16 protein-coding genes are annotated in these 23163 nt (G+C 74.0%); 9 read left to right on the top strand and 7 right to left on the bottom strand.

Annotated features, from left to right (window positions below; genetic code table 11):
- Positions 1-67 precede the first annotated feature (67 nt).
- On the top strand, positions 68-1564 hold the full coding sequence (locus ACN261_RS31170) for a DUF3237 family protein (protein ID WP_425853525.1): 1497 nt from the start codon (positions 68-70) through the stop codon (positions 1562-1564).
- 91 nt (positions 1565-1655) lie between these two features.
- On the opposite strand, the gene ACN261_RS31165 is transcribed toward ACN261_RS31170, so the two are convergent.
- Positions 1656-2606, bottom strand: coding sequence for an FAD-dependent oxidoreductase (locus ACN261_RS31165; protein ID WP_425853524.1), 951 nt, complete (start codon positions 2604-2606; stop codon positions 1656-1658).
- A 397-nt stretch (positions 2607-3003) separates the two neighbouring features.
- Between ACN261_RS31165 and ACN261_RS31160 the strand changes: the two genes are divergently transcribed.
- Together ACN261_RS31160 and ACN261_RS31155 are read left to right on the top strand one after the other, a co-directional pair.
- The gene (locus ACN261_RS31160; RefSeq protein ID WP_425853523.1) at positions 3004-5424 is read left to right on the top strand and encodes a M48 family metalloprotease; all 2421 of its coding nucleotides are present in this window, start codon (positions 3004-3006) and stop codon (positions 5422-5424) included.
- Positions 5425-5441: 17 nt separating this feature from the next.
- Positions 5442-5861, top strand: coding sequence for an effector-associated constant component EACC1 (locus ACN261_RS31155; protein WP_425853522.1), 420 nt, complete (start codon positions 5442-5444; stop codon positions 5859-5861).
- Positions 5862-6289: 428 nt separating this feature from the next.
- Here the strand turns inward: ACN261_RS31155 and ACN261_RS31150 are convergent, their stop codons facing one another.
- Both ACN261_RS31150 and ACN261_RS31145 read right to left on the bottom strand, forming a co-directional pair.
- Positions 6290-7156, bottom strand: a complete 867-nt coding sequence (locus ACN261_RS31150) for an aldo/keto reductase (protein WP_421483397.1) — start codon at positions 7154-7156, stop codon at positions 6290-6292.
- Between the two features lie 115 nt (positions 7157-7271).
- Positions 7272-9398, bottom strand: a complete 2127-nt coding sequence (locus ACN261_RS31145) for a PP2C family protein-serine/threonine phosphatase (protein ID WP_425853521.1) — start codon at positions 9396-9398, stop codon at positions 7272-7274.
- Positions 9399-9667: 269 nt separating this feature from the next.
- Here ACN261_RS31145 and ACN261_RS31140 point away from each other — a divergent pair, with 269 nt between their 5' ends.
- The 3 genes from ACN261_RS31140 to ACN261_RS31130 all read left to right on the top strand — a co-directional run bounded on the left by ACN261_RS31140 (position 9668) and on the right by ACN261_RS31130 (position 12658).
- Positions 9668-10033 (top strand): YciI family protein, encoded by a 366-nt coding sequence (locus tag ACN261_RS31140; protein ID WP_088643099.1) that lies wholly within the window; start codon positions 9668-9670, stop codon positions 10031-10033.
- A gap of 260 nt (positions 10034-10293) precedes the next feature.
- The gene (gene pyk, locus ACN261_RS31135) at positions 10294-11742 is read left to right on the top strand and encodes a pyruvate kinase (RefSeq protein WP_421483394.1); all 1449 of its coding nucleotides are present in this window, start codon (positions 10294-10296) and stop codon (positions 11740-11742) included.
- Between the two features lie 31 nt (positions 11743-11773).
- Positions 11774-12658, top strand: a complete 885-nt coding sequence (locus ACN261_RS31130) for an acyl-CoA thioesterase (RefSeq protein ID WP_421483392.1) — start codon at positions 11774-11776, stop codon at positions 12656-12658.
- Positions 12659-12708: 50 nt separating this feature from the next.
- Here ACN261_RS31130 and ACN261_RS31125 read toward each other — a convergent pair whose 3' ends face one another.
- Both ACN261_RS31125 and ACN261_RS31120 read right to left on the bottom strand, forming a co-directional pair.
- Positions 12709-14475 carry a substrate-binding and vWA domain-containing protein gene (locus ACN261_RS31125; RefSeq protein WP_421483391.1) on the bottom strand — a complete coding sequence of 589 codons (1767 nt, stop codon included), beginning with the start codon at positions 14473-14475 and terminating at the stop codon, positions 12709-12711.
- A gap of 27 nt (positions 14476-14502) precedes the next feature.
- Positions 14503-15942 carry a serine/threonine-protein kinase gene (locus tag ACN261_RS31120; protein WP_425853520.1) on the bottom strand — a complete coding sequence of 480 codons (1440 nt, stop codon included), beginning with the start codon at positions 15940-15942 and terminating at the stop codon, positions 14503-14505.
- Between the two features lie 171 nt (positions 15943-16113).
- On the opposite strand from ACN261_RS31120, the gene ACN261_RS31115 reads away from it, so the two are divergent.
- Positions 16114-16584, top strand: coding sequence for an RrF2 family transcriptional regulator (locus ACN261_RS31115; protein WP_421483389.1), 471 nt, complete (start codon positions 16114-16116; stop codon positions 16582-16584).
- Between the two features lie 228 nt (positions 16585-16812).
- Entirely contained in the window at positions 16813-17847 is a 1035-nt protein-coding gene (locus ACN261_RS31110; protein ID WP_425853519.1) for a sulfite exporter TauE/SafE family protein, read from the top strand.
- Positions 17848-17921: 74 nt separating this feature from the next.
- Here the strand turns inward: ACN261_RS31110 and ACN261_RS31105 are convergent, their stop codons facing one another.
- Complete coding sequence (locus tag ACN261_RS31105; protein WP_425853518.1) at positions 17922-19400, bottom strand: pyridoxal-dependent decarboxylase; 1479 nt, start codon at positions 19398-19400, stop codon at positions 17922-17924.
- 209 nt (positions 19401-19609) lie between these two features.
- On the opposite strand from ACN261_RS31105, the gene ACN261_RS31100 reads away from it, so the two are divergent.
- The gene (locus ACN261_RS31100) at positions 19610-21910 is read left to right on the top strand and encodes a cellulose binding domain-containing protein (protein WP_425853517.1); all 2301 of its coding nucleotides are present in this window, start codon (positions 19610-19612) and stop codon (positions 21908-21910) included.
- Between the two features lie 199 nt (positions 21911-22109).
- Here ACN261_RS31100 and ACN261_RS31095 read toward each other — a convergent pair whose 3' ends face one another.
- Positions 22110-23120, bottom strand: a complete 1011-nt coding sequence (locus ACN261_RS31095) for an LLM class flavin-dependent oxidoreductase (protein WP_425853516.1) — start codon at positions 23118-23120, stop codon at positions 22110-22112.
- Between the last annotated feature and the right edge of the window lie 43 nt (positions 23121-23163).

Here is a 23163-nt window from a genome sequence, read left to right as displayed (position 1 = left end):
AGTTTGTCCGATCGGGACACTCGATGAAACATAACCGTGCGTGCAAGGGCCGCTCCGGGAGGACCAGATGAGGCTCGTACACCGGCGGCCCCTGCTCGCGGGAGCGCTCGCCGCCACCACCCTGGCCGGCGTCGTCGGCGTCGCCACCGCGGCCTCCGCCGCCACCGGCTGCCGGGTGACCTACACCGTCACCAGCCAGTGGAGCGGCGGCTTCGGGGCCAACGTCGCGGTCACCAATCTCGGCGACCCGATCAACGGCTGGCAGCTCACCTGGTCGTTCACCGCCGGTCAGCAGGTCACCCAGTACTGGAACGGCACCGCCAGCCAGAACGGCGGCCGGGTCACCGTCGGCAACACCACCTGGAACGCCGCACTCGGCACCGGGGCGAGCACGTCGTTCGGCTTCAACGGCTCGTGGAACAACGCCAGCAACCCGGCACCTACCGACTTCGCGCTCAACGGCACCCCCTGCACCGGCAGCACCACGCCCACGACGCCGACCACGCCCACCCCGGGCACCCCGCCCCCCACCACGCCGCCGCCCACCCCGACCACCCCACCGCCGACCACCCCGGCACCGACCACCCCACCGCCACCCACCCCGAGCACCACCCCGAGCGGCGCGGAGGCGACCATCGTGCCCGACCCGTCCTGGACCTGCGGCCGGTCCGCCGGCCTCGTGCCCCCGACCCGTGGCCGGCTGGTGTTCCGGGCCACCGCCCAGCTCGGCGCGATCCGCGACGTCGGCGTCACCCAGTACGGCCACCGCCGCATCCTCGACATCCGGGGCGGCACGGTCACCGGCGACCGGATCAACGGCACCATCCTCACCGGCGGCCTCGACCTCGAACTCACCCTCGGCACCGGCGCGACCGAGCTGGAACAGGTCGCCATCCTGCGCACCGGCGACGGCACCCCGATCTACCTGCGCACCTGCGGGGTCGCGCCGGCCGGTGACTCCACCGTGCGGATCGTGCCCGACTTCGAGGCCCCGAACTCCAGCGCGTACGCCTGGTTGAACACCGGCACCTACGTCGGCACCCGGACCGTCGACACCGCGACGAACACCCTGAACCTGGCCGTGTACGACGTCGCCGGGGTGTCCCCGGCCGACCCGCGCGTGCAGCTACGGGACCCGGCCGGGACGGCCAACCAGTCGTGGGACTGCCTGACCGGCAGCGGCACCCGGGGCGCGGCGGTGTTCACCGAGACCGTCACGCTCGGGGCCAGCGTCTCGGTCGGGGCCAGCAAGCGCGGCACCCGCAACATCATCCCCATCACCGGCGGCACCATGACCGGCCGGGTGACCGGGACCGTTCTGCCCGGCGGAGCGGACTACCAGCTCATCGGCGCGACCAGCACGCTCGACGCCCGGTACGTGCTGTCCACCAACGACCGGGAGCTGATCCTGGTCCGCAACTGCGGGGCGTTCGGCCGGCTGGTGCCGACGTTCGAGGCCCGCGCCGCCGGCCCGTACGCCTTCCTCAACGCCAACACCTGGCTCAGTTCCGACCCGGGTTCCGCCCCGGGCGGCGTGAGCATCACCTTCTACGAACGCCGATAGCGTGGGGGAGGGGGCCCGCCCTCCACCCCGGCACCCGGCCCCGCCCCACGGTCCCGATGGGTCGGGGTCGGGGCGCGTCCGGCCCGGCCGGTCAGCCGTCGAGCGCCAGCCCGGCCACCTCGTCGGCGCAGCCCCAGGACAGCGTCACCCCGGCGCCCCCGTGGCCGTAGGCGTGCACCAGCCGCTGCCCCGGCGCCGGCCCGGCCTGCGTCGCCACCCGGGGCCCGCCGTGTCGGGCCGGCCGCAGCCCGACCCGCACCCCGAGCACGGGGGCGTCGGCCAACTCCGGCACCAGCACCACGCACCGGGCCCGGACCGCCGCCGCGGTGGCCGGGTCGGGGCCGGTGTCCCAGGCGTCCGGTTCGGCGGTGCCGCCGAGCACCACGTCGTGCCGGCGCGGGTGCACGTAGGTGATGCCGGCCGGGTTCTCCTCGTCGCGTACCGAGGTGGTCAGGCCCGGGTTCGCGACCAGCACCAACCGGCCGCGTACCGGGTGCACCGCCGGGTCGTCGGCGAGCCGCCCGGCGGCCAGTCCGGTGGCGTTGACCACCGTCGGGGCCAGCGCGAAGCCGTCGTCGAGCCGCGCGAGCCGGCCGGTCACGACCCGGCCGCCGGCCGCCGTGAACCGGTCGGCCAGCCAGTCCAGGTACGGCGACATCTCCACCGTCGGCGCGGTGAACCGCAACTCGGTGGCGTACGGCCCGGAGCCGGGGTGGGCGACCAGGTCACCGGCCGCCGCCGCCCACCACGGCGGTCCGGTCCACGGGCGGCGCAGCAGCATCCGGGTCGGCCGGGCCACCACCCCGGGCACCCCGGCGTCGGCCTGCCGGCCCAGTTCCGTGTACGTCCCGGCGGCCCAGCGCAGCACCCGGGGGTCGGCGTCGGTGTGGCTGGGGTACCAGACGGCGGCGGCGACCGCCGACACCGTGTCGCCGGGCGGGTCGGCGGTCAGCAGGGTCACCCGCGCGCCGCGCTCGCGCAGCCGTACCGCCGCCGTCAGCCCGATGATCCCGCCCCCGACCACCAGCACGTCCGTGTCCATCGTCGACCTCCCCGCCGGTGCCGCCCGCCGGTACGGGTGGCCGGACCCGGATCGTCTCCCCGACCGGCCCGACGGGTCCACGACGGAAATGGCACCGGAGCCGTTGACGGACAGATATCCGACAGTTATTCGGAAAGCCGATCTCCGATGGGAAACGGGATCGCGGACGGTATTCGTCATCGGTAATGTCCAGCGGCGTCGAATTCCGCCACCTGCGGAGTCGACCGACAGCATTGGTGTCATTCGTCGCCGGTGGCGACCGGTCAGGCGGTCCTGTCGATCTGCCGACCCGTTCGGCCCGCGGGCCGAACGGGTCCGCCGACCGACAGGTCCGCCGGTGGCCCGGTCCGCCGGGCCCGCGCCACGGCCGGCGACATCCGTAGTCGAGGAGCCTCCCGTGCCCGACCTGGACCCCCAGCCGCAGCCCGATCCCCGCGCGGCCCAGCCCGGCCCCACCACCGACCGGCAATCCGACCCGCCGGCCGGCACACCCCTGCGACCTGCGGGCGGATCGGCGTCGCCTGGCGGACCGGCGTCGCCTGGCGGATCGGCGTCGCCCGGCGGACCGGCGTCGCCTGGCGGACCGGCGTCGCCCGGCGGCGACCCGCCGGCCGGGGCGACGGCGTCGTTCGGGGCGACGGCGTCGGTCGGTGCCGCGCAGGCGCAGGAGTCCCCGGCCGCCGGGGACCGGTTCGCCCACCGCCCGCCCGGCTACCCGAGCGCCCTGGTCTGGCTGCGCGCCGGCATCGTGCGGGACTGGCGGGGCGTGCTCGGCGCCTTCCTCGCCACCTGGTTCTACGTGCCGTTGGCGCTGGTCGCGGCGGTCTGGGGTGGCCTCGCCCTCGGCCTGTACGGGCTGGTCGCCGGAGGCACCCAGTCCGACGAGACGGTGCCCGCGCTGCTGCGGGACGCCCCGCTGGTCGGGCCGCTGCTGGAGGCGTTCGTGGCGCGTTCCGGCGGGGTGGTCGGCGGGTTCGCCGGGTTCGCGCTCGGCGCGCTTGTCGGTTTCCTGGCCGTGCTGGTGCTGCCCTGGCGCAACGCCGTCGACGAACCGGCGAACCTGTTCACCGGCCTGGCCGGGATGGTGATCGCCGCCGGCCTGGTCGGGGTGCTCTACACCGTTGGGCGGGTGCTGCTGGAACCGTGGCTGCTGGGTGTCTCGGGGGCACGGCAGCTCAGCCGGCGGGAGGCCGAACGGCTGCGTCCGCTGCTGAGCGACTGCGCGGCCCGGCTCGGCCTGCCCGGGGAACCCCGGCTGCTGATCGAGGACGATCCGGTGCTCGCCAACGCCCGCGCGTACGCCCGGCACGTCGTGGTGAGCACCGCCGTGCTCGACTGCACCGACGAGGAGATCGCCGCGCTGCTCAGCCACGAACTGGTGCACTGGCGCACCGGCGACGAGGTGACCAGCGCGTTCATCAGGGGTGTCGGCCTGCCGCTGGTGCTGGTGCACGCCCTGCCGGCCTGGCTGATGCGCCGGTTCCCGCACCCGGCCACCGACTTCGTGGTGTTCCTGTTCTTCTGGCCGGTGCTGCTCACCATGCGGTACGTGGTCCTGCCCTGCCACCGCCGGGACGTCCGGGCCGCCGAGTACCGGGCCGACGCGGGCGCGGTGCTCGCCGGACACCGGGAGGGGATGCGGTCCATGCTGGAGCGGCGACGCTCCTTCGAGACCGGGCGCAGCGGCTGGGACGAGGCGGTCTGCGCCACCCACCCCCCGTCCGAGCTGCGGCTGGACCGGCTGGACCGGCTGGACCGGCCCGTCCCCGACCCGGTGACCGACCGCGCGGCCACCGCACGCGGCCTCGACGAGCTGTTCGGCGGTACGACGACGACGGCGGTCGGTTCCCGGCGCGCCCTGCTGGTCGTCGGCGCGCTGGTGCTGGTGAGCTGCCTGGGCGGTGGGCTGACCACGGCCCAGTGGGCGTTCTTCCGCCCCCAGGCGGCCGTCGGCGACTACTTCGGGGCCCTGGCCGACCACGACGGCCCGGAGGCGCTCGACCAGCTCACCCCCGACGTGCGGGCGGCGCTGGGCGACAGCGGGCAGCTCGCCCGGATGGTGGCGGCGAAGGACTACCGCCCGCCCACCGACGTGTCCGTGACGGGGGTGGAACGCGACGGCGACGAGGCGGTCGCCACGGTCGCCTACACCCTCGCCGGGCAGAAGCTGACCGCTGAGCTGCCGTTGCGCCGCGACGACTCCGCCGTGCTCGGGCTGTTCCACCGCTGGCACATCGACGCCGCCCCGGCGACCCTGACCCTGCCCGGCGGCCCGGCCCCGCTGACCGTCAACGGGGTACCCGCACCGACCGGCGCGGAGGAGGCGGGGGTGGCGGTGCCGCTGCTGCCGGGGGCGTACACGGTGGCGGGGGAGAGCACCGCGCTCAGCGAGACGGCACCCCGGGTGGTCTACGTCGTACCCGGGCAGCAGAGCGTGAGCGGCGCGGAGCTGACGCCCACCCTGCGTCCCGAGGCGCAGGCGGCGGCGGAACAGAGCGTACGGTCCTATCTGGACGGCTGCGCGGCGCAGGCGGTGGCCACCCCGCAGGGGTGCCCGTTCCGCTACTACACCGGCGGCTCGCCGGTGAAGAAGATCGCCTGGAAGATCACCCGGTACCCGACCATCGAACTGACCCTGACCGGCCCGGCCACCGCCCGGGTCTCCACCTCGTACGAGGCGCAGGGCTCGGCGCAGGCCACCGGCAGCACCGTCGGCTACTTCGGGACCACGCCGTTCACCGAGAACGAGACGTTCGGGGTCAGCGGCGTGCTGTCGGTGGTCGACGGCAAGCTGACCTTCCAACCCGGTGACGACTGATCCGCCGGCCGGACCGCATGACTGAGAGGCAGACCGAGATGACCGTGCCCCGCTCCACCGCACCGGCCCGGCTGGTGCTGGCCCCCCGTGCCGCCGGCCCGCAGCGTACGACGCTGCTGGCGTGGCTGCACCGCGACCCGCACTACCGGGCCCTGGTCCGCGACGCCGGGCCGGGGGGCGGGGCCGGTGGCCGGGCCGGATTCAGCGACGCGGTGATCATCGCGGTGGTCGCCCAGGGGCTGCTGCCCGGTCTGTTCAACCTGGTGCAGAGCTGGGTGGACCAGCAGCGGACCGAGGTGAGCATCCGGCTGCAGGTCGGCGACTCCGAGGTGGAGATCCAGGTCAACGGCCGCACCGACCCGGCGAAGCTGTTCGACGAGGCCCAGCGGGCGCTGCGCCCGACCGACCCCGGTAACGAGATCACCCCCGGCGGCTGACCCGCCGCCACCCGCCCCCGGGCCCACCCGCCCCCCGGGCCCTGGCCCCGCGCCCGCCGTGCGGCGTTCGGTCCGTCGGGGTTCAACGACGGGGGCGATGTAGCGCTATCCGTAGCTTGGGATGCCGCTACATCGCTCCCGTCGTGGGTCGGGCGCTGCGCGGAGACCCTTATGCCTGTCCGTCATAGATATGACGGACAGGCATAAGGGGTGTTCGACCTGTTGCCGTCAGGCACGACACGCCGGGGCGGCCGGCGATGCCATGATCGCCGACGGGCCACCACGGCGACCCCCGTCCGGGTCAGGTCCTCGTCGACCGAGGCATGCTGGCCGGAGGCCGTGACCCCCCGACGGGCGGCCACGATGACGATGACCCGGTATGCGTGGTGGCGCGGGCGACGCCGTGATCTCCGGCGGGGGCGGGGCGGTCAGGCGGCCTTGGCCAGGGCGTCGTACTCCTCGTCGGTGAGCTGCACCTCGGCGGCGGCGACGTTCTCCTCCAGGTGACCGACCGAGGACGTGCCCGGGATGGGCAGCATGACCGGCGAGCGGCGCAGCAGCCAGGCGAGCGCCAGCTGGGCGGGGGTGGCGTCGTGCCCGGTGGAGATGGCGTCCAGCGGGCCGCCCGGCTTGGCCAGGTTGCCGGTGGCGATCGGGAACCACGGGATGAACGCCAGGTCGTTGCGCTCGCAGTGGTCCAGGACGTCCTCGGCGCTGCGGTCGGCCAGGTTGTAGAGGTTCTGCACCGACACGATCGGGGTGATCTTCTGGGCCGCCTCGATCTGCGCGACGGTCACCTCGGACAGCCCGATGTGCCGGATCTTGCCCTCCTGCTTGAGCAGGGCCAGCTCGCCGAGCTGATCTTCCAACGGCACCTTCGCGTCGATCCGGTGCAGCTGGTAGAGGCCGATCGACTCCAGGCCCAGGTGCCGCAGGCTCAGCTCGCACTGCTGGCGCAGGTATTCCGGCCGCCCCACCGGCCGCCAGTCACCAGGCCCGGAGCGGGTCAGGCCGGCCTTCGTCGCGATGACCAGGTCGTCGGCGTACGGGTGCAGCGCCTCCCTGATCAGCAGCTCCGAGACGAACGGCCCGTACGAGTCGGCGGTGTCGATGAACGTGACGCCCAGCTCGTACGCCCGGCGCAGCACCCGCACCGCCTCGGCCGGGTCCTTCGGGTCGCCCCACACCCCCGGCCCGGTGATCTGCATGGCCCCGTAACCGAGCCGGTCGACCTGCAGGTCGCCGCCGATCCGGTAGGTGCCTGACGCCTTCGCGGGCTGACTGCTGGACCCCATGTGCCGTACCCCGATCCTGTGGTTGTCGTCGGTGGCAAATCTAGCCACCCACCCCGACGGCTTTCCCGAAGATCGCGGTCGGCAACACCCCCGGACCGAATGTGGGCGTCGACACTCAGCCGGCGTGCCGGATGATCACCAGCGCCTGGTCGTCGTCGGAGCCGGAGAGCTTGGTCAGCAGGGTGTCCGCGATGACCTCCACGGGCTGGTCCCGCACCGGCACGAGCACCTCGTGCAGGGCCGTCACCCCGGCGTCGTACGCCTGGTCACGCCGCTCCACCAGCCCGTCGGTGTACGCCACCAGCAGGTCACCCCGGCCGAACGCCACGGTCGTCACCGGCACCGGGTCACGGACCAGCCCGAGCGGCAGCGAGTGCCCCGTCCAGACCGTCTCCGGCGGCCGGCCCGGCCGCAGCAGCACCGGATGCGGATGCCCCACCCGGGCGACCTGCGCCTGCCCGGCCACCGGGTCGACCACCATCGCCAGGCAGGTGCCGAGGAACCCGACCCCGAGCAGCCCGGTCAACCGGGGGAACACCTCGGCCAGCGGCACCCCGGAGCGGATCAGCGTGTTCACCACCGTCCGCAGCTGCGCCATGTCAGCCGCCGCCTCGACCTGGTGGCCCACCACGTCCCCGACGACCACCGCCAGCCGGCCGTCGTCCAGGTCGACCAGGTCGTACCAGTCGCCGCCCAGGTGCAGGCCGCTCATCGCCGGTTGGTAGCGGGTCGCCAGCTCCAGGCCGGGTGGCCCGATCGTCGCCGAGGTGCGCAGCCGGCCCGCCAGCCGGGTCACCAGGTTGTGTTCGGCGGCGGCCAGCCGGACCCGCTCCAGGGTCTGCTCGCACAGGTCGGCGACGGTGTCCAGCAGGGCCAGGTCGTCGTCGTGCAGCGCCCGTTCCCGGGGCCAGCCGAAACCCAGCGCCGCGATGGGCCGCCGGGAGGCGTCCAGCAGCGGGAGCACGACCGTGGTCACCATCCCGTACTCGCCGGCCGGGTCCGGCAGGCCGGGATGCCGGGCGGCGAACTCGGCCCGGTTGCGCAGGATGATCCGTTCCCCGGTGCGCAGCGCGTGGGCGATCGGCCGGGGGTCGTCGATGGTCAGGTCGTCGAAGGTGGCGACCAGCCCGCTGGGCAGCTCCGCGTGCCACAGCCGGACCCGCCGGCCCTCGTCGCGCATCGCCAGGCCGGGCAGCGCCGCGCCGAGCGCCATCGGGGCGGCGTCCAGGATCACGTCGATCGCCTCACCGGTGGACCGGGTGACGCTGAGCCGGGCGGCGAACTCCGCCATCGCCCGCGCCGACGCGGTCAGCTCGGCCCGCCGCAACGCCTGGCTGCACAGCCCCGCCACGGCGTCGAGCAGGATGCGGCGGGCCTGCTCGTCGGCGGCCGGCCCGGCCCAGTGCACCTCCAGCGCACCGAGCACCGCGCCGGCACCGTCGCGCAGCGGCAGGCAGAGCCCGTCCGGCAGCGGCACGGTGGTCTCCTCGCGTACCGCGCGGGCCAGCGGCTCGTCGTCGGTGACCCGCAGTACGCCGGTGCCGGCGTCGTCGGTCACCGTCAGCTCCCAGGTGCCCGCCGTGGCCGCCGCGACCCGGACCCGGTCCGCGCCGACCAGACCGGGGGTGACCGCGCCGACCACCTCCATCACCGCCGCCCGGCTGCCGGCGGCGCTGAGTGCCCCGGCGAGCCGGGCCAACCCCTCGGCCTGCCGCAACGCCCGCCGCCGGTCCCCGTCGGCGGCGGCGACCGGACCGCCGGGCGCGGCGAAGTCGGCGGTGCCGCCGGGCGCGGCGGTGACGGTGGTGAGGACGCCCTGCGGATGGCCGGCGGCGTCGACCACCGGGCCCGACGAGAAGACCGGCCCGGCTCCGTCGTCGCCGTGCCGGCTGGTGACCCGGGCGGCGGTGAGCACCCCGGTCAGCGCGGGCACCGCGTCGGGCCAGACCGCCGAGGCGGGCCGGCCCAGCGCCCGGGTGCCGGCCGGGACCAGCAGGGCCAGGTAGCCGTCGTTGGCGAGCAGCAGCAGCTCCGGCCCCCACCACAGCGCGGCCGGCGTCGGGCTGTGCAGGCAGACGACCAGGGCCGTACGCAGGCTGGGCGGCCAGTCCGCCAGCGGGCCGAGCGGGGTGCCGGCCCAGTCGTGGTCGACGATCCACCGGCCGGCCGGGCCGGTGTGGGAGAGCAGTTCGCGCCAGCGGGAGTCGTCCGGCGGCCGGGGGGCGTCGGACGAGCGAGCCATGTCGGGACCTCCGCTCCGCGGATCGAGCGCCTTCCCCATCAGTCGGACCGTACCAGCGTCGGCTGGCGGGCACGTCTGCCGATCTGTCGGCGTGGGCCGACCGAAAGGCGGGCCACGCCGTCCGCCGCACCCGGTGTCCGCCCCGGGGACGGCCCCGTCCGGCCCGGAGTTGTCCCGACCGGCGGTCAGGGGCGTCCCCACCGTGGGACGCTGGCCGGGTCCGGGGACACCACCGGCGCGGTGTGGCGCCGACGCGGGGAAGGGGCGCGATGACGGGTACGCCGCAGCTGGACTTCGCACTCGACACGTACGAGTGCATCGTGCTCTACCCGGGGCCGGCCGGCCGGGTGCTGCCGAAGGAGACCGTGCAGCGCCTCCAGGCCGAGCACACCGCGCACATGCGGGCCCTGCAACGGCGGGGTCTGGTGCTGGTGGCCGGCTCGATCGACGGCCCGGCCCGGGAGCCCGCCCCGCCGATCGGCATCGGCCTGGCCCGCACCGGTTCGGTCGAGGACGTACGCAGCGTGATGGAGGCGGACCCGGCGGTGCAGGCCGGCCTCTACATGGTCGACGTGCTGACGTTCCTCTGCCCGGCGGGCTCGCTGGAGTTTCCGCTGGTCAAGACCGACAGCTGAGCGCCGGGTCGACGGGCGTGGCGCGGCGGTGACCGACGGTGGCGGCGTCGGCGCACGGGAGCACGGGAGCGCGCGGACGGCGATTGCCCTCGGGCGGTACGATTCCCGGCGCGCGGTCGCCGATGCCCGCCGCTTTCCGACGTGCCTCCGGCGTGGCCCGCGTCCCGCCGGCCACGCGCCCACCCCGCGCGTCGTCGGACCCTGTTCCTCAGTCCGCAAGGGGTCGGCCCGTAGGCCGACCCGGAGGAGAGACTAGCCTGATGGGCGTGAACCGCCGCGCGAAGATCGTCTGCACTCTTGGCCCCGCCACCTCGTCCCCGGAGCGGCTCCGGGGCCTCATCGAGGCGGGCATGAACGTGGCCAGGCTGAACTTCAGCCACGGTAGTCACGCCGACCACGAGTCGGTGTACCGGATGGTCCGCGAAGCAGCCGAGGCGGTCGGCGTGCCGGTCGCCATCCTGGCCGACCTCCAGGGCCCGAAGATCCGGCTCGGCAAGTTCGCCGACGGGCCGCACGAGTGGCGCACCGGCGACTCGGTGGTGATCACCAGTGACGACATCCTCGGCACCCGGGACCGGGTCTCCTGCACCTACCGCAAGCTGCCCCAGGAGGTGAAGCCGGGCGACCGGCTGCTGATCGACGACGGCCGGGTCGCCGTCGAGGTCAGCGACGTCACCGGTAACGACATCCGGTGCCTGGTCACCGAGGGTGGCCCGGTCTCCAACAACAAGGGCGTCTCGCTGCCGAACGTGGCGGTCAGCGTCCCGGCGATGTCGGACAAGGACGCCGAGGACCTGCGCTTCGCCCTCGGCCTGGGTGTCGACCTGATCGCGCTCTCCTTCGTGCGTACGGCGGAGGACATCAAGCTCGTCCACGGCATCATGGACGAGGAGGGTGTGCGCCGTCCGGTGCTGGCCAAGGTCGAGAAGCCCGAGGCGGTCGACCACCTGGAGGCGATCGTGCTCGCCTTCGACGGCGTCATGGTGGCCCGGGGCGACCTCGGCGTCGAGATGCCGCTGGACCAGGTGCCGCTGGTGCAGAAGCGGGCCGTGCAGCTGTGCCGGGAGAACGCCAAGCCGGTCATCGTGGCCACCCAGATGCTCGACTCCATGATCGAGAATTCCCGCCCCACCCGCGCCGAGGCCTCCGACGTGGCCAACGCGGTGCTCGACGGCGCGGACGCGGTGATGCTCTCCGGTGAGACCAGCGTCGGCAAGTACCCGGTGCTCACCGTCAGCACCATGGCCAAGATCATCACCACCACCGAGGCCGGTTCGATCGGGGTGCCCCGGCTCCAGCACGACCCGCGCACCCACGGCGGCGCGCTGACCGTGGCCGCGTCCTCGATCGCCCGCGCCATCGGGGCGAAGGCGCTGGTCGCCTTCTCGCAGACCGGTGACACCGTCAAGCGGCTCAGCCGGCTGCACTGCGACCTGCCGCTGCTGGCGTTCACCCCGGTCCCCGAGGTGCGCAGCCAGCTCGCGCTGTGCTGGGGCGTGGAGACCTTCCTGATGCCGTTCGTGCAGCACACCGACGACATGTTCCGCCAGGTCGACCAGGCGTTGCTGGGTCTCAACCAGGCCACCCCCGGCGACTACGTGGTGATCGTCGCGGGCAGCCCGCCCGGCACCCCCGGCTCCACCAACACCCTGCGCGTGCACCAGCTCGGCTCCCTGGTCGACGCCGCCTCCGCCCGGGCGCTCCAGTGAGCCGGTCGGCACAGCGAACAGAGCAAGCTCGGTGAACGGGCGTCCGGCGGCGACCGGCCAGGCAGCGGTCGACCAGCTCCTCGAGGTCCTCGACCTCGACCACACCGGCGCGACGTCCTTCCGTGGGGTCAGCCCCTCGGTCGGCCCGCAGCGGGTGTTCGGGGGGCAGGTCGCCGGTCAGGCGCTGGTCGCCGCCGGGCGCACGGTCGACCCGGAGCGGTTCGTGCACTCGCTGCACGGCTACTTCGTCCGGCCCGGCGATCCGGCCGAACCGATCGACTACCAGGTGGAGAACGTCCGGGACGGACGCTCCTTCTCGGTCCGCCGCTCGGTGGCGTTGCAGCACGACAAGCCGATCTTCTTCATGTCGGCGTCCTTCCAGCGGCAGGAACAGGCCCTGGAACACCAGGCGCCGACCCCGCCGGACGTGCCCGGTCCGGACGACGTCCCGACGATGTCCGACCGGCTGGCCCGCTATCCGGAGCGGCTGGGCATCTGGGGGCAGATCCCCCGCCCGATCGACGTCCGCTACGTCGGCGAGCCCGGCTGGGTACGCCCCGGCGACCGGCCCGCCGACCCGCACCAACGGGTCTGGATGCGCATCGACGGCAAGCTGCCCGACGATCCGCTGCTGCACGCCTGCGCGCTGACGTACGCCTCGGACCTGACCCTGCTGGATTCGGTCCTGTCGGTGCACGGCGAGGTCTGGGGGCCGGGTGGTCTGGTCGGGGCGAGCCTGGACCACGCCCTGTGGTTCCACAGGGCGTTCCGGGCCGACGAGTGGTTCCTCTACGACTGCTGGAGCCCGTCGGCCTCCGGCGCGCGGGGCCTGGCCACCGGCCGGATGTTCACCCTCGACGGCCGGCACATCGCCAGCGCCGTCCAGGAGGGTCTGCTGCGCCGCGTCGGCGACTGAACGCACCCGCCACCGGGCCGTGGCGGCGGGTGCACACCAGCCGGGCCGGCTCAGAAGCTGCTGACCACCTTCACCAACGCCTCGTCGATGGTGGTCGGGTTCTTGGCGTCGAACGCCTTGCCGGCCGACGCCTTGGCGATCCGGTCCAGCGCGGCCAGGTCGGAGTCCTGGTCGAAGGCCACGCAGAAGACCTTCACCGGCTTGTTCGGGTCCAGCGCGATGTCCCGCAGCAGCCGGTCGAGGTCGCTGTCCTTCTGGTACTCGTTCTTGCCGTCGGTGAGCACCACCACCGCGTTGATCCGGTTCGGGTCGTACCTGTCGAGCAGGGTGCGGTGCGCCGCGCGGACGGTGGCGTACAGGGCGGTGTTGCCGCCGATGCGCAGCCCGGCGAGTTTCCGGTTGAACGCGTCCCGGTTCAGCGGGGCGAGCCGTACCTCCTCGCTGTACGGCCGCTTCGGCCGTTGCGGGGTCTCGCTGGAGAACGACCAGAGGGCCACCTGGTCGGCGGCGTTGAGCAGCCCGATCGCCTTACTGGCGGCGTCGGTGGCCACCTGGAACCGGGTCCGGTCGCCGACGCTTGCCTTCATCGAGCCGGAGGTGTCCACGGCGAGCAGGATGTTGGCCTTCTTGCGCAGGGTGTCCCAGCTGCCGAGGATCGCGCCGACCACCTCCGGGGTGGGCGGGTCGAAGTAGGTGAGCCGGTCGCCACCCGGCCCGGCGACCGTGGCCAGCAGCGTCTCGGCGGGGCGGCGTTCGTCGTCGCGGAAGCCGAGGGCGGCGAAGCTGCGCTGTTGCGGGCCGTCGCGGAGGAAGGTCAGGAAGTCCTCGGCGGCCTCGCGTTGCGCCGGGTCGGCCGACGGCAGCACCACGTACGGGTGGTCGAGGTTGAAGGTGCCCTCCTTGGGGTGCACCGCCACCAGCGGCACCCGGGGTTTGTCGCCGGTGGGGCTGAGCTGGCCCTGGTTGTAGAGGTAGACCAGCTCCTCCTGCAGGACGATCGCGCTCATGTCGGTCGCCGGGGCGTCCCCGGTGGCGACGGCGTCGGCCTCGGCGAGACCGCGCAGCAGGTCCACCGAGTCGTCGCTGTAGTGCGAGACGTTGGCCTCGATCCGCCTGACGAACTGGGTCACCGCCGGCTGGGCGAGGTCCTCGCTGGTCAGGTCGCTGGCCCGGTTGACCGCCGCGTAGTAGGTGGCGATGGTGGCGGCCAGACCGGAGGTGGACAGGTGCGGGTTGTCCTTGCCGAAGGTGAACCGGCCCCACTCGGGCTTGCCGAACGCCGCCCAGCCGGTGCCGCCGGAGAGGCCGAGCACGTCGGCCCAGCCGAGCGGGCCGCGCTGCTGCACCAGTTCGCCCCGGTCCTTGGGCATCGCGATGACCAGCGGGCTGTTGGCGATCGACGGGTACTGCCCGGGGGTCTGCGCGGGCCGGCCCGCAGCCTTGTCGAGCAGGCGGAGCTGCCCGGTCCACAGCGACGAGGTGGGCAGCCACACCTGCGGTTCGGCGACCTTCGGCTGGGTGAGCGCCCACCCGCCGGCCAGCGCCTCCATCGCCTCGCCCGAGTTGAGGCCGTGCACGGTCACCTGCGCGCACCGCCCGCCGAAGCGCCGGTCGGCGGCGTTGTACCGGTCGGCGAGCTGGGCGACCAGCGTGCTCTTCTCGGTGGAGGAGCTGACCTCCAGCGGTACGCAGTCGGCCCGGTCCGTGCCGGGCGTCGGCCGGACGTACAGGTACGCCCCGGCGATCACCGCGAGCCCCGCGACGACGGCCACCGCGTGCGGCAGCCACGGTCGGGCGGGACGCTGACCGGCGGCCATCGGCTCCTCCAGGGGTCGTTCGGTGGGTCAGGCGTCGGTGCGGGGTGCCGGCACGGGCCGGGTGCCGGGCCGCTCGACCGAGCCGTCCGGCGGGCCGGATCGGGTCAGCGCGGCGGCGACGAGCAGACGGACACCGTAGACCACGGCGAGGGCGAGCAGACCGACGGCGGCGGCGGTGCCCACGTCGGTGCTGGCGACGTACCCGGTGGCGAAGCCGGCCGCGCCGAGGAGGAACGCGAGGGACATCCCCCACGGGTCGGCCCACTGTCGACGCAGCCGCCGGCCGAAGCCGTCCGGGGTCGCTGTCGCGGTGGCCGGCCGGCCCGTGGCGGCGGGCGGGGTGGGGGCCGGGGCGGACCAGGCCGTCGCCGGTGGGGCGGTCGGCGGCGCGGGGTGGGCGGTCGACGTGGTGGGCAACGGCGTCGGCACCGGGTCGCCGGTCACCTGCGGGGCGGTCGGGGTGCCCGGCGGGGCCGGCGCCACCCCCGCGGTCGGCCAGGGGTCCACCGCCGCCGCCGTCGTCGGCCACGGGTCGGCCGCCGCGACGACCGGTGCGGCGGGCGGGGTGGCGGCCACGGTACGCGGGACGTGCCGGGTGGCCGCGGCGTCGGTGCCGGCCCGCAGCACGGTCTGCAACGGCACCTCGCCGCTCGGGTGGGCGTCGCGTCCGAGCAGCCGCAGCAGCACCTCCTGGGCGGTGGGCCGGACCCGGTGGTCCTTGTCCAGGCACTGCCCGATCAGGGTGGCCAGCGGACCGGTGAGCCCGGTCAGGTCCGGCGGCTCGTGCAGGACCCGGTGCATCACCGCGACGACCGGACCGGTGCCGAACGGCGGCTGACCACACGCCGCGAAGGCGATCGTCCCGGCCCAGGCGAACACGTCGCTGGCCGGGCCGACCTCGTCGTCGCGGAACCGTTCCGGGGCCATGTAGGTGGCGGTGCCCATGATCCGGCTGGTCATCGTCTCGGTGACGTCCAGCGCCCGGGCGATGCCGAAGTCGATCACCCGGGGGCCGTCCGCCGCGAGGATCACGTTGTCCGGCTTGAGGTCGCAGTGCACCACGTCGGACTGGTGGATCGCGGCGAGCGCGGTGGCGGTGCCGACGGCCAGCCGGTGCAGCGCGTTGCCGGTGACCGGCCCCTGCTCGCGGACGTGCCGTTGCAGGGTGACGCCCTCGATGAACTCGCTGACCACGTAGGGCAGGTCACCGTCCACGTCGGCGAAGAGGATCTGCGCGGTGCAGAACGGCGCGACCCGGCGGGCGGCGGCGATCTCTTTGACGAACTGGGCCTTCGCCCGGGGATGCTGGTGCAGGTCCACGTTGATGACTTTGACCGCGACCCACCTGCCCTGCTCGTCGCGGCCCAGGTAGACCACACCCTGACCGCCCGCGCCGAGCCGACCGATCAGCTCGTACGGCCCGGCCTGGCGCGGGTCCCGCGGGTTCAGCGGCGTCACGTCCGGCATCGCTGTCGCTGCCCCTATCGGCCTGTGCTCCGGTGCGCTGGTGTCCGCCACCGGCGACCCTGCCGGCGACACGGGTATGGTGCCATGCCCACGCCACCGGGACAGCCCACCCTGGCCGTTCGGTGGAGGGCGGCGCTCCGGCCGGCGGGGCCGGCGACTAACCTTGCGGCCATGCGCCTCTCCGCCCGGGTCGACTACGCACTGCGTGCGGCGGCCGAACTCGCGTCGGTCGCCGACGGCGCGGACTCCGGCCGGTCCCGTCCGGTCACCGCCGAGCAGATCGCCCGGTCGCAGGACATCCCGCCGAAGTTCCTGGAGAGCATCCTGCTGCAGTTGCGCCGGGGCGGCATCGTGCACGCCCAGCGGGGCCCGGAGGGCGGCTACTGGCTGGCCCGGCCCGCGGTGGAGATCTCCCTCGCCGAGGTGATCCGGGTGATCGACGGTCCGCTGGCCCACGTCCGGGGGCAGCGTCCCGAGCAGCTCGGCTACCACGGCGCGGCCCGCGCGTTGCAGGAGGTCTGGATCGCGCTGCGGGCCAGCGAACGGGAGATCCTGGAGCAGGTCACCATCGCCGACGTGGCGGCCGGGGTGCTGCCGGGCCGGATCACCGAGCTGGCCGCCGACCCGCGCGCCTGGAGCTGACGCCCCCGGGCCGTACCCGGCCCGCCGGACCTGCCTGCCGTACCGGGCCCGCCGGACCTGCCCACTGCACCCGGTCTGCCGGCGTCTGACCTGGTCTGCGGGGTTCAGGCCGGGGCGTCCCGCTGCGCCGGACCCGTCCCACCCACCGATCTGGGGGTTGACCGGGGAGCGTCCCGTGCCGCATTCTCGACCAAGTCGATAGGAGATGCCGAAAAGTTCGGAGGGCTCGTGCGCAAGCTTCTGATCCTCGCTCTGGTCGGGTTGGCCGCGCAGCTCGTCGACGGCGCGCTCGGCATGGCGTACGGGCTGACCTCGTCGACCCTGCTGCTCTTCGTCGGGGTCGCCCCGGCCGCCGCCTCGGCGTCGGTGCACCTCGCCGAGATCGGCACCACGCTCGCCGCGGGTGTCGCCCACTGGCGGTTCGGCAACGTCGACTGGCGGGTGGTGACCCGGATCGCCCTGCCCGGCGCGGTCGGCGCGTTCGTCGGGGCCACCTTCCTCAGCTCCATCTCCACCGAGAACGCCGCCCCGTGGATGGCCGGCATCCTGTTCACCCTCGGTGCGTACCTGCTGGTGCGCTTCTCCCGGCCGCTGCGCCAGCGTTCCGGTGCCGGGCGGCTGCGCGGCCGGTTCCTCGGCCCCCTGGGCCTGGTCGCCGGCTTCGTCGACGCCACCGGCGGCGGGGGATGGGGCCCGGTGGCCACCCCGGCACTGCTGGTCTCCGGTCGGATGGAGCCCCGCAAGGTGATCGGTTCGGTGGACACCGCCGAGTTCGTGGTGGCCGGAGCGGCCAGCATCGGCTTCCTGATCGGCCTGGGCAGCGAGGGCTTCCTGCTGCCGACCGTCGCGGCGCTGCTGATCGGCGGCCTGATCGCCGCGCCGGTGGCCGCCTGGCTGGTGCGGATCGTCCCCGCCCAACTGCTGGGCGCGACCATCGGCGGGGTGATCGTGCTGACCAACGCCCGCATCCTGCTCAAGGCCGGTGACGCCGGCTCGACCGTCCGCCCGGTTGTCTACGTGCTGCTCGCCGTGGGCTGGGTGGTCGCCCTGACGTTCGCCGTCCGGGCGCTGCGCCGCACCCGCCGGGCCCGCGCCATCGTCGACGCCGCCACCACCACCGCCACTGTCGCCGCCACCGCCGACACGCCCGCCGCCGGTGCGACGCCGTCGCCGGACACCGCGGCTGCCGTCGTCGGGGCCGGAGCCGTCGCCGGGTCCGCCCCGGTCGGGGCCGACGACCGGCTGGCCGTCGTCGAGCGCTGAACCCCGACAGGGGTACGCCGCCCGCCACACTGACCGTCGCACACCGCCGGTGACCCGGCACGGGGCGGCGACGGTCACCCGGTAAGCGCGCCGCCCGGGGCGGGTCCGGACGGGGCCGGGTGCCCGGCGAGCAGGTCGGTCGCCGCTGCCGACAGCAGCGCCCAGGCCCGGTCCACGTGCTCCGGCCCGGTCAGCGGCGAACCGACGGCCAGGCGCAGGGTGTACCGGCCGTTGACCCGGGTGTGGGTCAGGTAGACCTGTCCGCTGTCGTTGACCCGGGCCAGCAGCGCCGCGCCGGCCTCGTCACCGGCCCGCAGCCGGAACGTGACCAGGGAGAACGGGTGCGGGGCGGCGAGGGCGAACCGGTCGTCGGCGCGGACCAGGCCGGCGAACCGGTCGGCCAGGGCGATCCCTGCGCGCAGGTGCGCACGCAGTCCCTCGACGCCGTACCAGCGCAGGACGAACCAGAGTTTCAGCGCCCGGAACCGGCGGCCCAGTGGCACCTGCCAGTCCCGGTAGTCGATCACCGCACCGGACTCGCTCGCCGCGTTGCGCAGGAACTCCGGCATGACGGTCAGCGCCTCGATCAGCTCGCCCCGGTCGGCCACCCAGAAGGCGTCGCAGTCGAAGCCGGTGAGCAGCCACTTGTGCGGGTCGAAGCAGTACGAGTCGGCGTGCTCCACCCCGGCGTGCGTCCAGCGCAGCTCGGGGCAGACCGCCGCCGCCCCGGCGTACGCGGCGTCGACGTGCAGCCACACGCCGTACCGGGCGCAGATCGCGCCGATCTCCGGCAGCGGGTCGACGGCGGTGGTGGAGGTGGTCCCGATGGTCGCCACCACGATGGCGGGCACCACGCCTTCGGCCAGGTCCGCCTCGATCGCCGCGCGCAGCGCCGCTGGCCGCATCGCCTGGGTCGTCGGGTCCACCGCGACGGTCCGCACGCCCGCCTCGCCGAGCCCGGCGATGCGGGCCGCCTTCTCGATCGAGGAGTGCCCGTGCGCCGAGGTGTACGCCCGGTAGCGGCGGTCGACGCCGACCTCCCGCCAGCGTCCGCCGCTGGCCCGGTGCAGGGCGGCCAGGGTGGCGACCAGGGTCGCCGAGGAGGCCGAGTCCTGGATGACGCCGCCGCCGGTGCCGGTGGAGCGGAACCGCGCGGGCAGGTCCATCAGGTCGGCCAGCCAGTCCAGCACGACCGTCTCCAGTTCGGTGCCGGCCGGGTTGGTGGCCCAGAGCATGCCCTGGCTGCCGAGGCCCGAGCTGACCAGGTCGGCCAGCACGCTGGGGCCGCTGGTGTTGGCCGGGAAGTAGCCGAAGAAGCCGGGGTGCTGCCAGTGGGTGACCCGGGGCGCGATGATCGCGTCCAGGTCGGCCAGCATCGCCGCGACCGGCTCACCGTGCGTGGGTGGGCCGGCCGGCAGGGCGGCGGTGACCGTGCCGGGCGGGTCCTGCGGGGTGACCGGGCGTCGGTCCAGCGTCCGCCAGTAGTCGGCGACCCAGTCGACCACCGCGTACCCGGCGCGGCGGAACTCCTCGGGGTCCATGTGCTCAGCCATCCGCCGAGTCGATCAGGTGGGCCGGCCGGGAGCAAGAGCGGGTACGGCTTGTGCGGGCGGAAAGCGTTGTCCTACGATCCGACTGCGCGGAGTCGAACTATGGATGTCGATGCAAAGGCGTCCGTCACCACCGTCAGCGCGGCGTCATCCCGCCGGTCCGGGCAGGCCGGCTCCGCCACCGTGCGCTGACCTCCGCGAAAGGCGTTTCCGTGCACCTGAGCCCCACCCGTCGACGCGCCGCGCTGCTCGCCGCCGCCGCGGCCACCACCCTCGCCGCCGGCACCCTCACCACCGTGACGGCCTCGGCCGCCGCCGCCGGCTGCCGGGTCGACTACAAGATCAGTAGCCAGTGGGGCGGCGGCTTCGGCGCCGACGTCCTCGTCACCAACCTCGGTGACCCGATCAACGGCTGGACGTTGACCTGGTCCTACACCGCCGGCCAGCAGGTCACCCAGGCGTGGAACGCCACGGTCACCCAGTCCGGGGCGCAGGTCAGCGCCAAGGACGCCGGTTACAACGCCGCGCTGGGCACCAACGGCACCGCGAACTTCGGCTTCAACGCGTCGTGGAACAACGCCAGCAACCCGATGCCTGACAGCTTCGCCCTCAACGGCACGACCTGCACCGGCGGCACCGCGCCGACCACCGCGCCCCCGACGACCGCGCCGCCGACCACGCCCCCACCCACCACGCCACCCCCGACGACACCGCCACCGACGACACCGCCACCGACCACGCCCCCGCCGACCGACCCGCCGGCCGGGGCCAAGCAGTTGGAGGATCTCGACCGGGGGCTGATCAGCGTCCGCTCCGGCAACGGGAACCTGGTCTCCTGGCGGCTGCTGGGCACCGAGACCTCCGGGGTGTCGTTCAACCTCTACCGGGGCTCCACCAGGGTCAATGCCACACCGATCACCGGCGCCACCAACTACCTGGACAGCGGGGCGGCGGCCGGCTCGGCGTACACCGTGCGGGCCGTGGTGGGCGGTGCCGAGCAGGCGGCGTCCGCACCCGCCCTCCAGTTCGCCAACGGCTACCTGGACGTGCCGATCCAGCCGCCGGCCGGCGGCACCACCCCGGCCGGGGAGGCGTACAGCTACTCGGCCAACGACGCCAGCGTCGGTGACCTCGACGGCGACGGCGACTACGAGATCGTGCTCAAGTGGGACCCGTCCAACGCCAAGGACAACAGCCAGTCCGGCTACACCGGCAACGTCTACGTCGACGCGTACACCCTGACCGGCAGCCGGTTGTGGCGCATCGACCTGGGTCGCAACATCCGTGCCGGGGCCCACTACACACAGTTCCAGGTGTACGACTACGACGGCGACGGCAGGGCCGAGGTGGCGATGAAGACCGCCGACGGCACCCGCTCCGGCACCGGTCAGCTGATCGGCTCGTCGTCGGCGGACTACCGCAACTCCAGCGGCTACGTGCTGTCCGGCCCCGAGTACCTGACCATGTTCAACGGGCAGACCGGCGCGATCGCCTCCACCGTCAACTACGACCCGCCGCGCGGCACCGTCTCCTCCTGGGGCGACTCGTACGGCAACCGGGTCGACCGGTTCCTCGCCGGCACCGCCTACCTGGACGGTCAGCGGCCGTCGCTGATCATGGCACGCGGCTACTACACCCGCGCGGTGATCGCCGCCTGGGACTTCCGCAACGGCGCGCTGACCAAGCGGTGGACGTTCGACTCCAACGCCTCCGGCAACTCCGCCGCCGCCGGCCAGGGCAACCACCAGCTCTCGGTGGCCGACGTCGACGCCGACGGCCGGCAGGAGATCGTGTACGGCGCGGCCACCATCGACGACAACGGCCGGCTGCTCTACTCGACAGGCAACGGTCACGGCGACGCGCTGCACGTCGGTGACCTGGACCCGGGCCGCTCCGGCCTGGAGGTCTTCAAGGTCGACGAGGACGCCAGCAAGCCCAGCTCGTACTTCGCCGACGCGCGCACCGGCCAGATCATCTGGAAGACCGCGGCCAACGGCGACAACGGCCGGGGCGTCTCGGCGGACATCTGGGCCGGCAGCCCCGGCGCCGAGTCGTGGTCGTCGGCGGTCGACGGGCTGGCCAACACCCGGGGGCAGAACATCGGCCGCAAGCCGTCGTCGGCGAACTTCCTCGCCTGGTGGGACGGCGACCCGGTACGGGAACTCCTCGACGCCACCAAGATCGACAAGTACGGCACCGGCGGCGAGACCCGGCTGCTCACCGGCAGCGACGTCGCCTCCAACAACGGCACCAAGTCGACCCCGGCGCTGTCCGGCGACATCCTCGGCGACTGGCGCGAGGAGGTGATCTGGCGCACCAGCGACAGCCGGGCGCTGCGGATCTACAGCACGCCCACGCCGACCAGCACCCGGATCTACACGCTGATGCACGACGCCCAGTACCGCGCGGCGATCGCCTGGCAGAACACCGCCTACAACCAGCCGCCGCACCCGGGCTTCTTCATCGGTGACGGCATGCCGACCCCGCCCACGCCCAACATCTACCTGCGCTGACGGTGCGGGCCCGGCATCAGCCGGGCCCCCACAAAAGCAGGCACCGGGTCGCCAGCCGCGGAATCCGCTCAGCTGGCGACCCGGTGCACCACACCGCAGCACCCCCGACCCGTCCCGACCGGGAGTGCCGTACCACCACCGGTAATGAAGTTAGAGGTCGTCCGCAACGGTGGGGTGACGTGGCTATGAAGAGCGTGTTTCAGACGCCCCGGGAGAGCCCGCCGACCACCTTCTCGGCCACCAGCTCGAACGAGCGCACCCGGTCGGCCACGTCGTACACCATGGTGGTGAGCATCAGCTCGTTCGCGCCGGTGCGGTCCAGCAGCTCGGTGAGCTGCCGGCGGACCGTCTCCGGTGAACCCATCGCCTGACCGTCGCGGCGCTGCCGCACGAACTCCCGCTCCAGCTCCGTGTACGGGTACCGGGCGGCGTCCTCGGGGCTGGCCAGCGGCTCCGGCCGCCCCGAGCGCAGCTTGAGGAACGACAGCCCGGCCGGCCCGGACAGCCACTCGGCCCGCTCGTCGGTGTCGGCGCAGACCACGTTCACCGCCACCATCGCGTACGGCTCGGTCAGCCAGCGCGACGGGCGGAAACTCTGCCGGTAGAGCTGGAGCGCGGGCAGCGTGTGCTGGGAGCTGAAGTGGTGCGCGAACGAGAACGGCAACCCGAGCAGCCCGGCGAGCTGGGCGCTGAACCCGCTGGAGCCGAGCAGCCAGACGGCGGGGGACTGGCCCAGCCCCGGGCTGGCGGTGATCGCGCCCGGGTCGTCGCCGCTGAAGTAGTTCATCAGGTCGGCCAGCTCCCGGGGGAAGCCCTCCGCCGACAGCCCCTCCATGGTCCGCCGCAGCGCCAGCGCGGTCCGCTGGTCGGTGCCGGGGGCCCGGCCGATGCCCAGGTCGATCCGGCCCGGGTGCAGCGCCTCCAGGGTGCCGAACTGTTCGGCGACCACCAGCGGCGCGTGGTTGGGCAGCATCACCCCGCCCGAGCCCAGCCGGATCGTGGTGGTGTGCGCCGCCAGGTGGGCGAGCAGCACCGCCGGGGCGGAGCTGGCGATCGCCGGCATGTTGTGGTGCTCGGCCACCCAGAACCGGCGGTAGCCCAGTTCCTCGGTCCGGCGGGCCAGCTCGGTGGTGTGCCCGAGCGCCTCGGAGGCGGTGGCCCCGGCGGCGACCGGAGCAAGATCAAGAACAGACAACGGTACGTCGATCACACCTGTGCCCAACCCGTCCCGGCCCGGACTTGTTCCCTGGTCG

Origin of the sequence: Micromonospora sp. WMMD723 (assembly GCF_049863385.1) — a bacterium.
Classification (GTDB): domain Bacteria; phylum Actinomycetota; class Actinomycetes; order Mycobacteriales; family Micromonosporaceae; genus Micromonospora; species Micromonospora wenchangensis.
Note: the sequence above shows the minus strand (reverse complement) of the source record. Positions and strands in the feature narration are given on the sequence as shown.

Coding starts and splice junctions, on each gene's coding strand:
- ACN261_RS31170 (WP_425853525.1), top strand. CDS start 68: ATGAGGCTCGTACACCGGCGGCCCCTGCTCGCGGGAGCGCTCGCCGCC.
- ACN261_RS31165 (WP_425853524.1), bottom strand. CDS start 2,606: ATGGACACGGACGTGCTGGTGGTCGGGGGCGGGATCATCGGGCTGACG.
- ACN261_RS31155 (WP_425853522.1), top strand. CDS start 5,442: ATGACTGAGAGGCAGACCGAGATGACCGTGCCCCGCTCCACCGCACCG.
- ACN261_RS31150 (WP_421483397.1), bottom strand. CDS start 7,156: ATGGGGTCCAGCAGTCAGCCCGCGAAGGCGTCAGGCACCTACCGGATC.
- ACN261_RS31145 (WP_425853521.1), bottom strand. CDS start 9,398: ATGGCTCGCTCGTCCGACGCCCCCCGGCCGCCGGACGACTCCCGCTGG.
- ACN261_RS31140 (WP_088643099.1), top strand. CDS start 9,668: ATGACGGGTACGCCGCAGCTGGACTTCGCACTCGACACGTACGAGTGC.
- pyk (WP_421483394.1), top strand. CDS start 10,294: ATGGGCGTGAACCGCCGCGCGAAGATCGTCTGCACTCTTGGCCCCGCC.
- ACN261_RS31125 (WP_421483391.1), bottom strand. CDS start 14,475: ATGGCCGCCGGTCAGCGTCCCGCCCGACCGTGGCTGCCGCACGCGGTG.
- ACN261_RS31120 (WP_425853520.1), bottom strand. CDS start 15,942: ATGCCGGACGTGACGCCGCTGAACCCGCGGGACCCGCGCCAGGCCGGG.
- ACN261_RS31115 (WP_421483389.1), top strand. CDS start 16,114: ATGCGCCTCTCCGCCCGGGTCGACTACGCACTGCGTGCGGCGGCCGAA.
- ACN261_RS31105 (WP_425853518.1), bottom strand. CDS start 19,400: ATGGCTGAGCACATGGACCCCGAGGAGTTCCGCCGCGCCGGGTACGCG.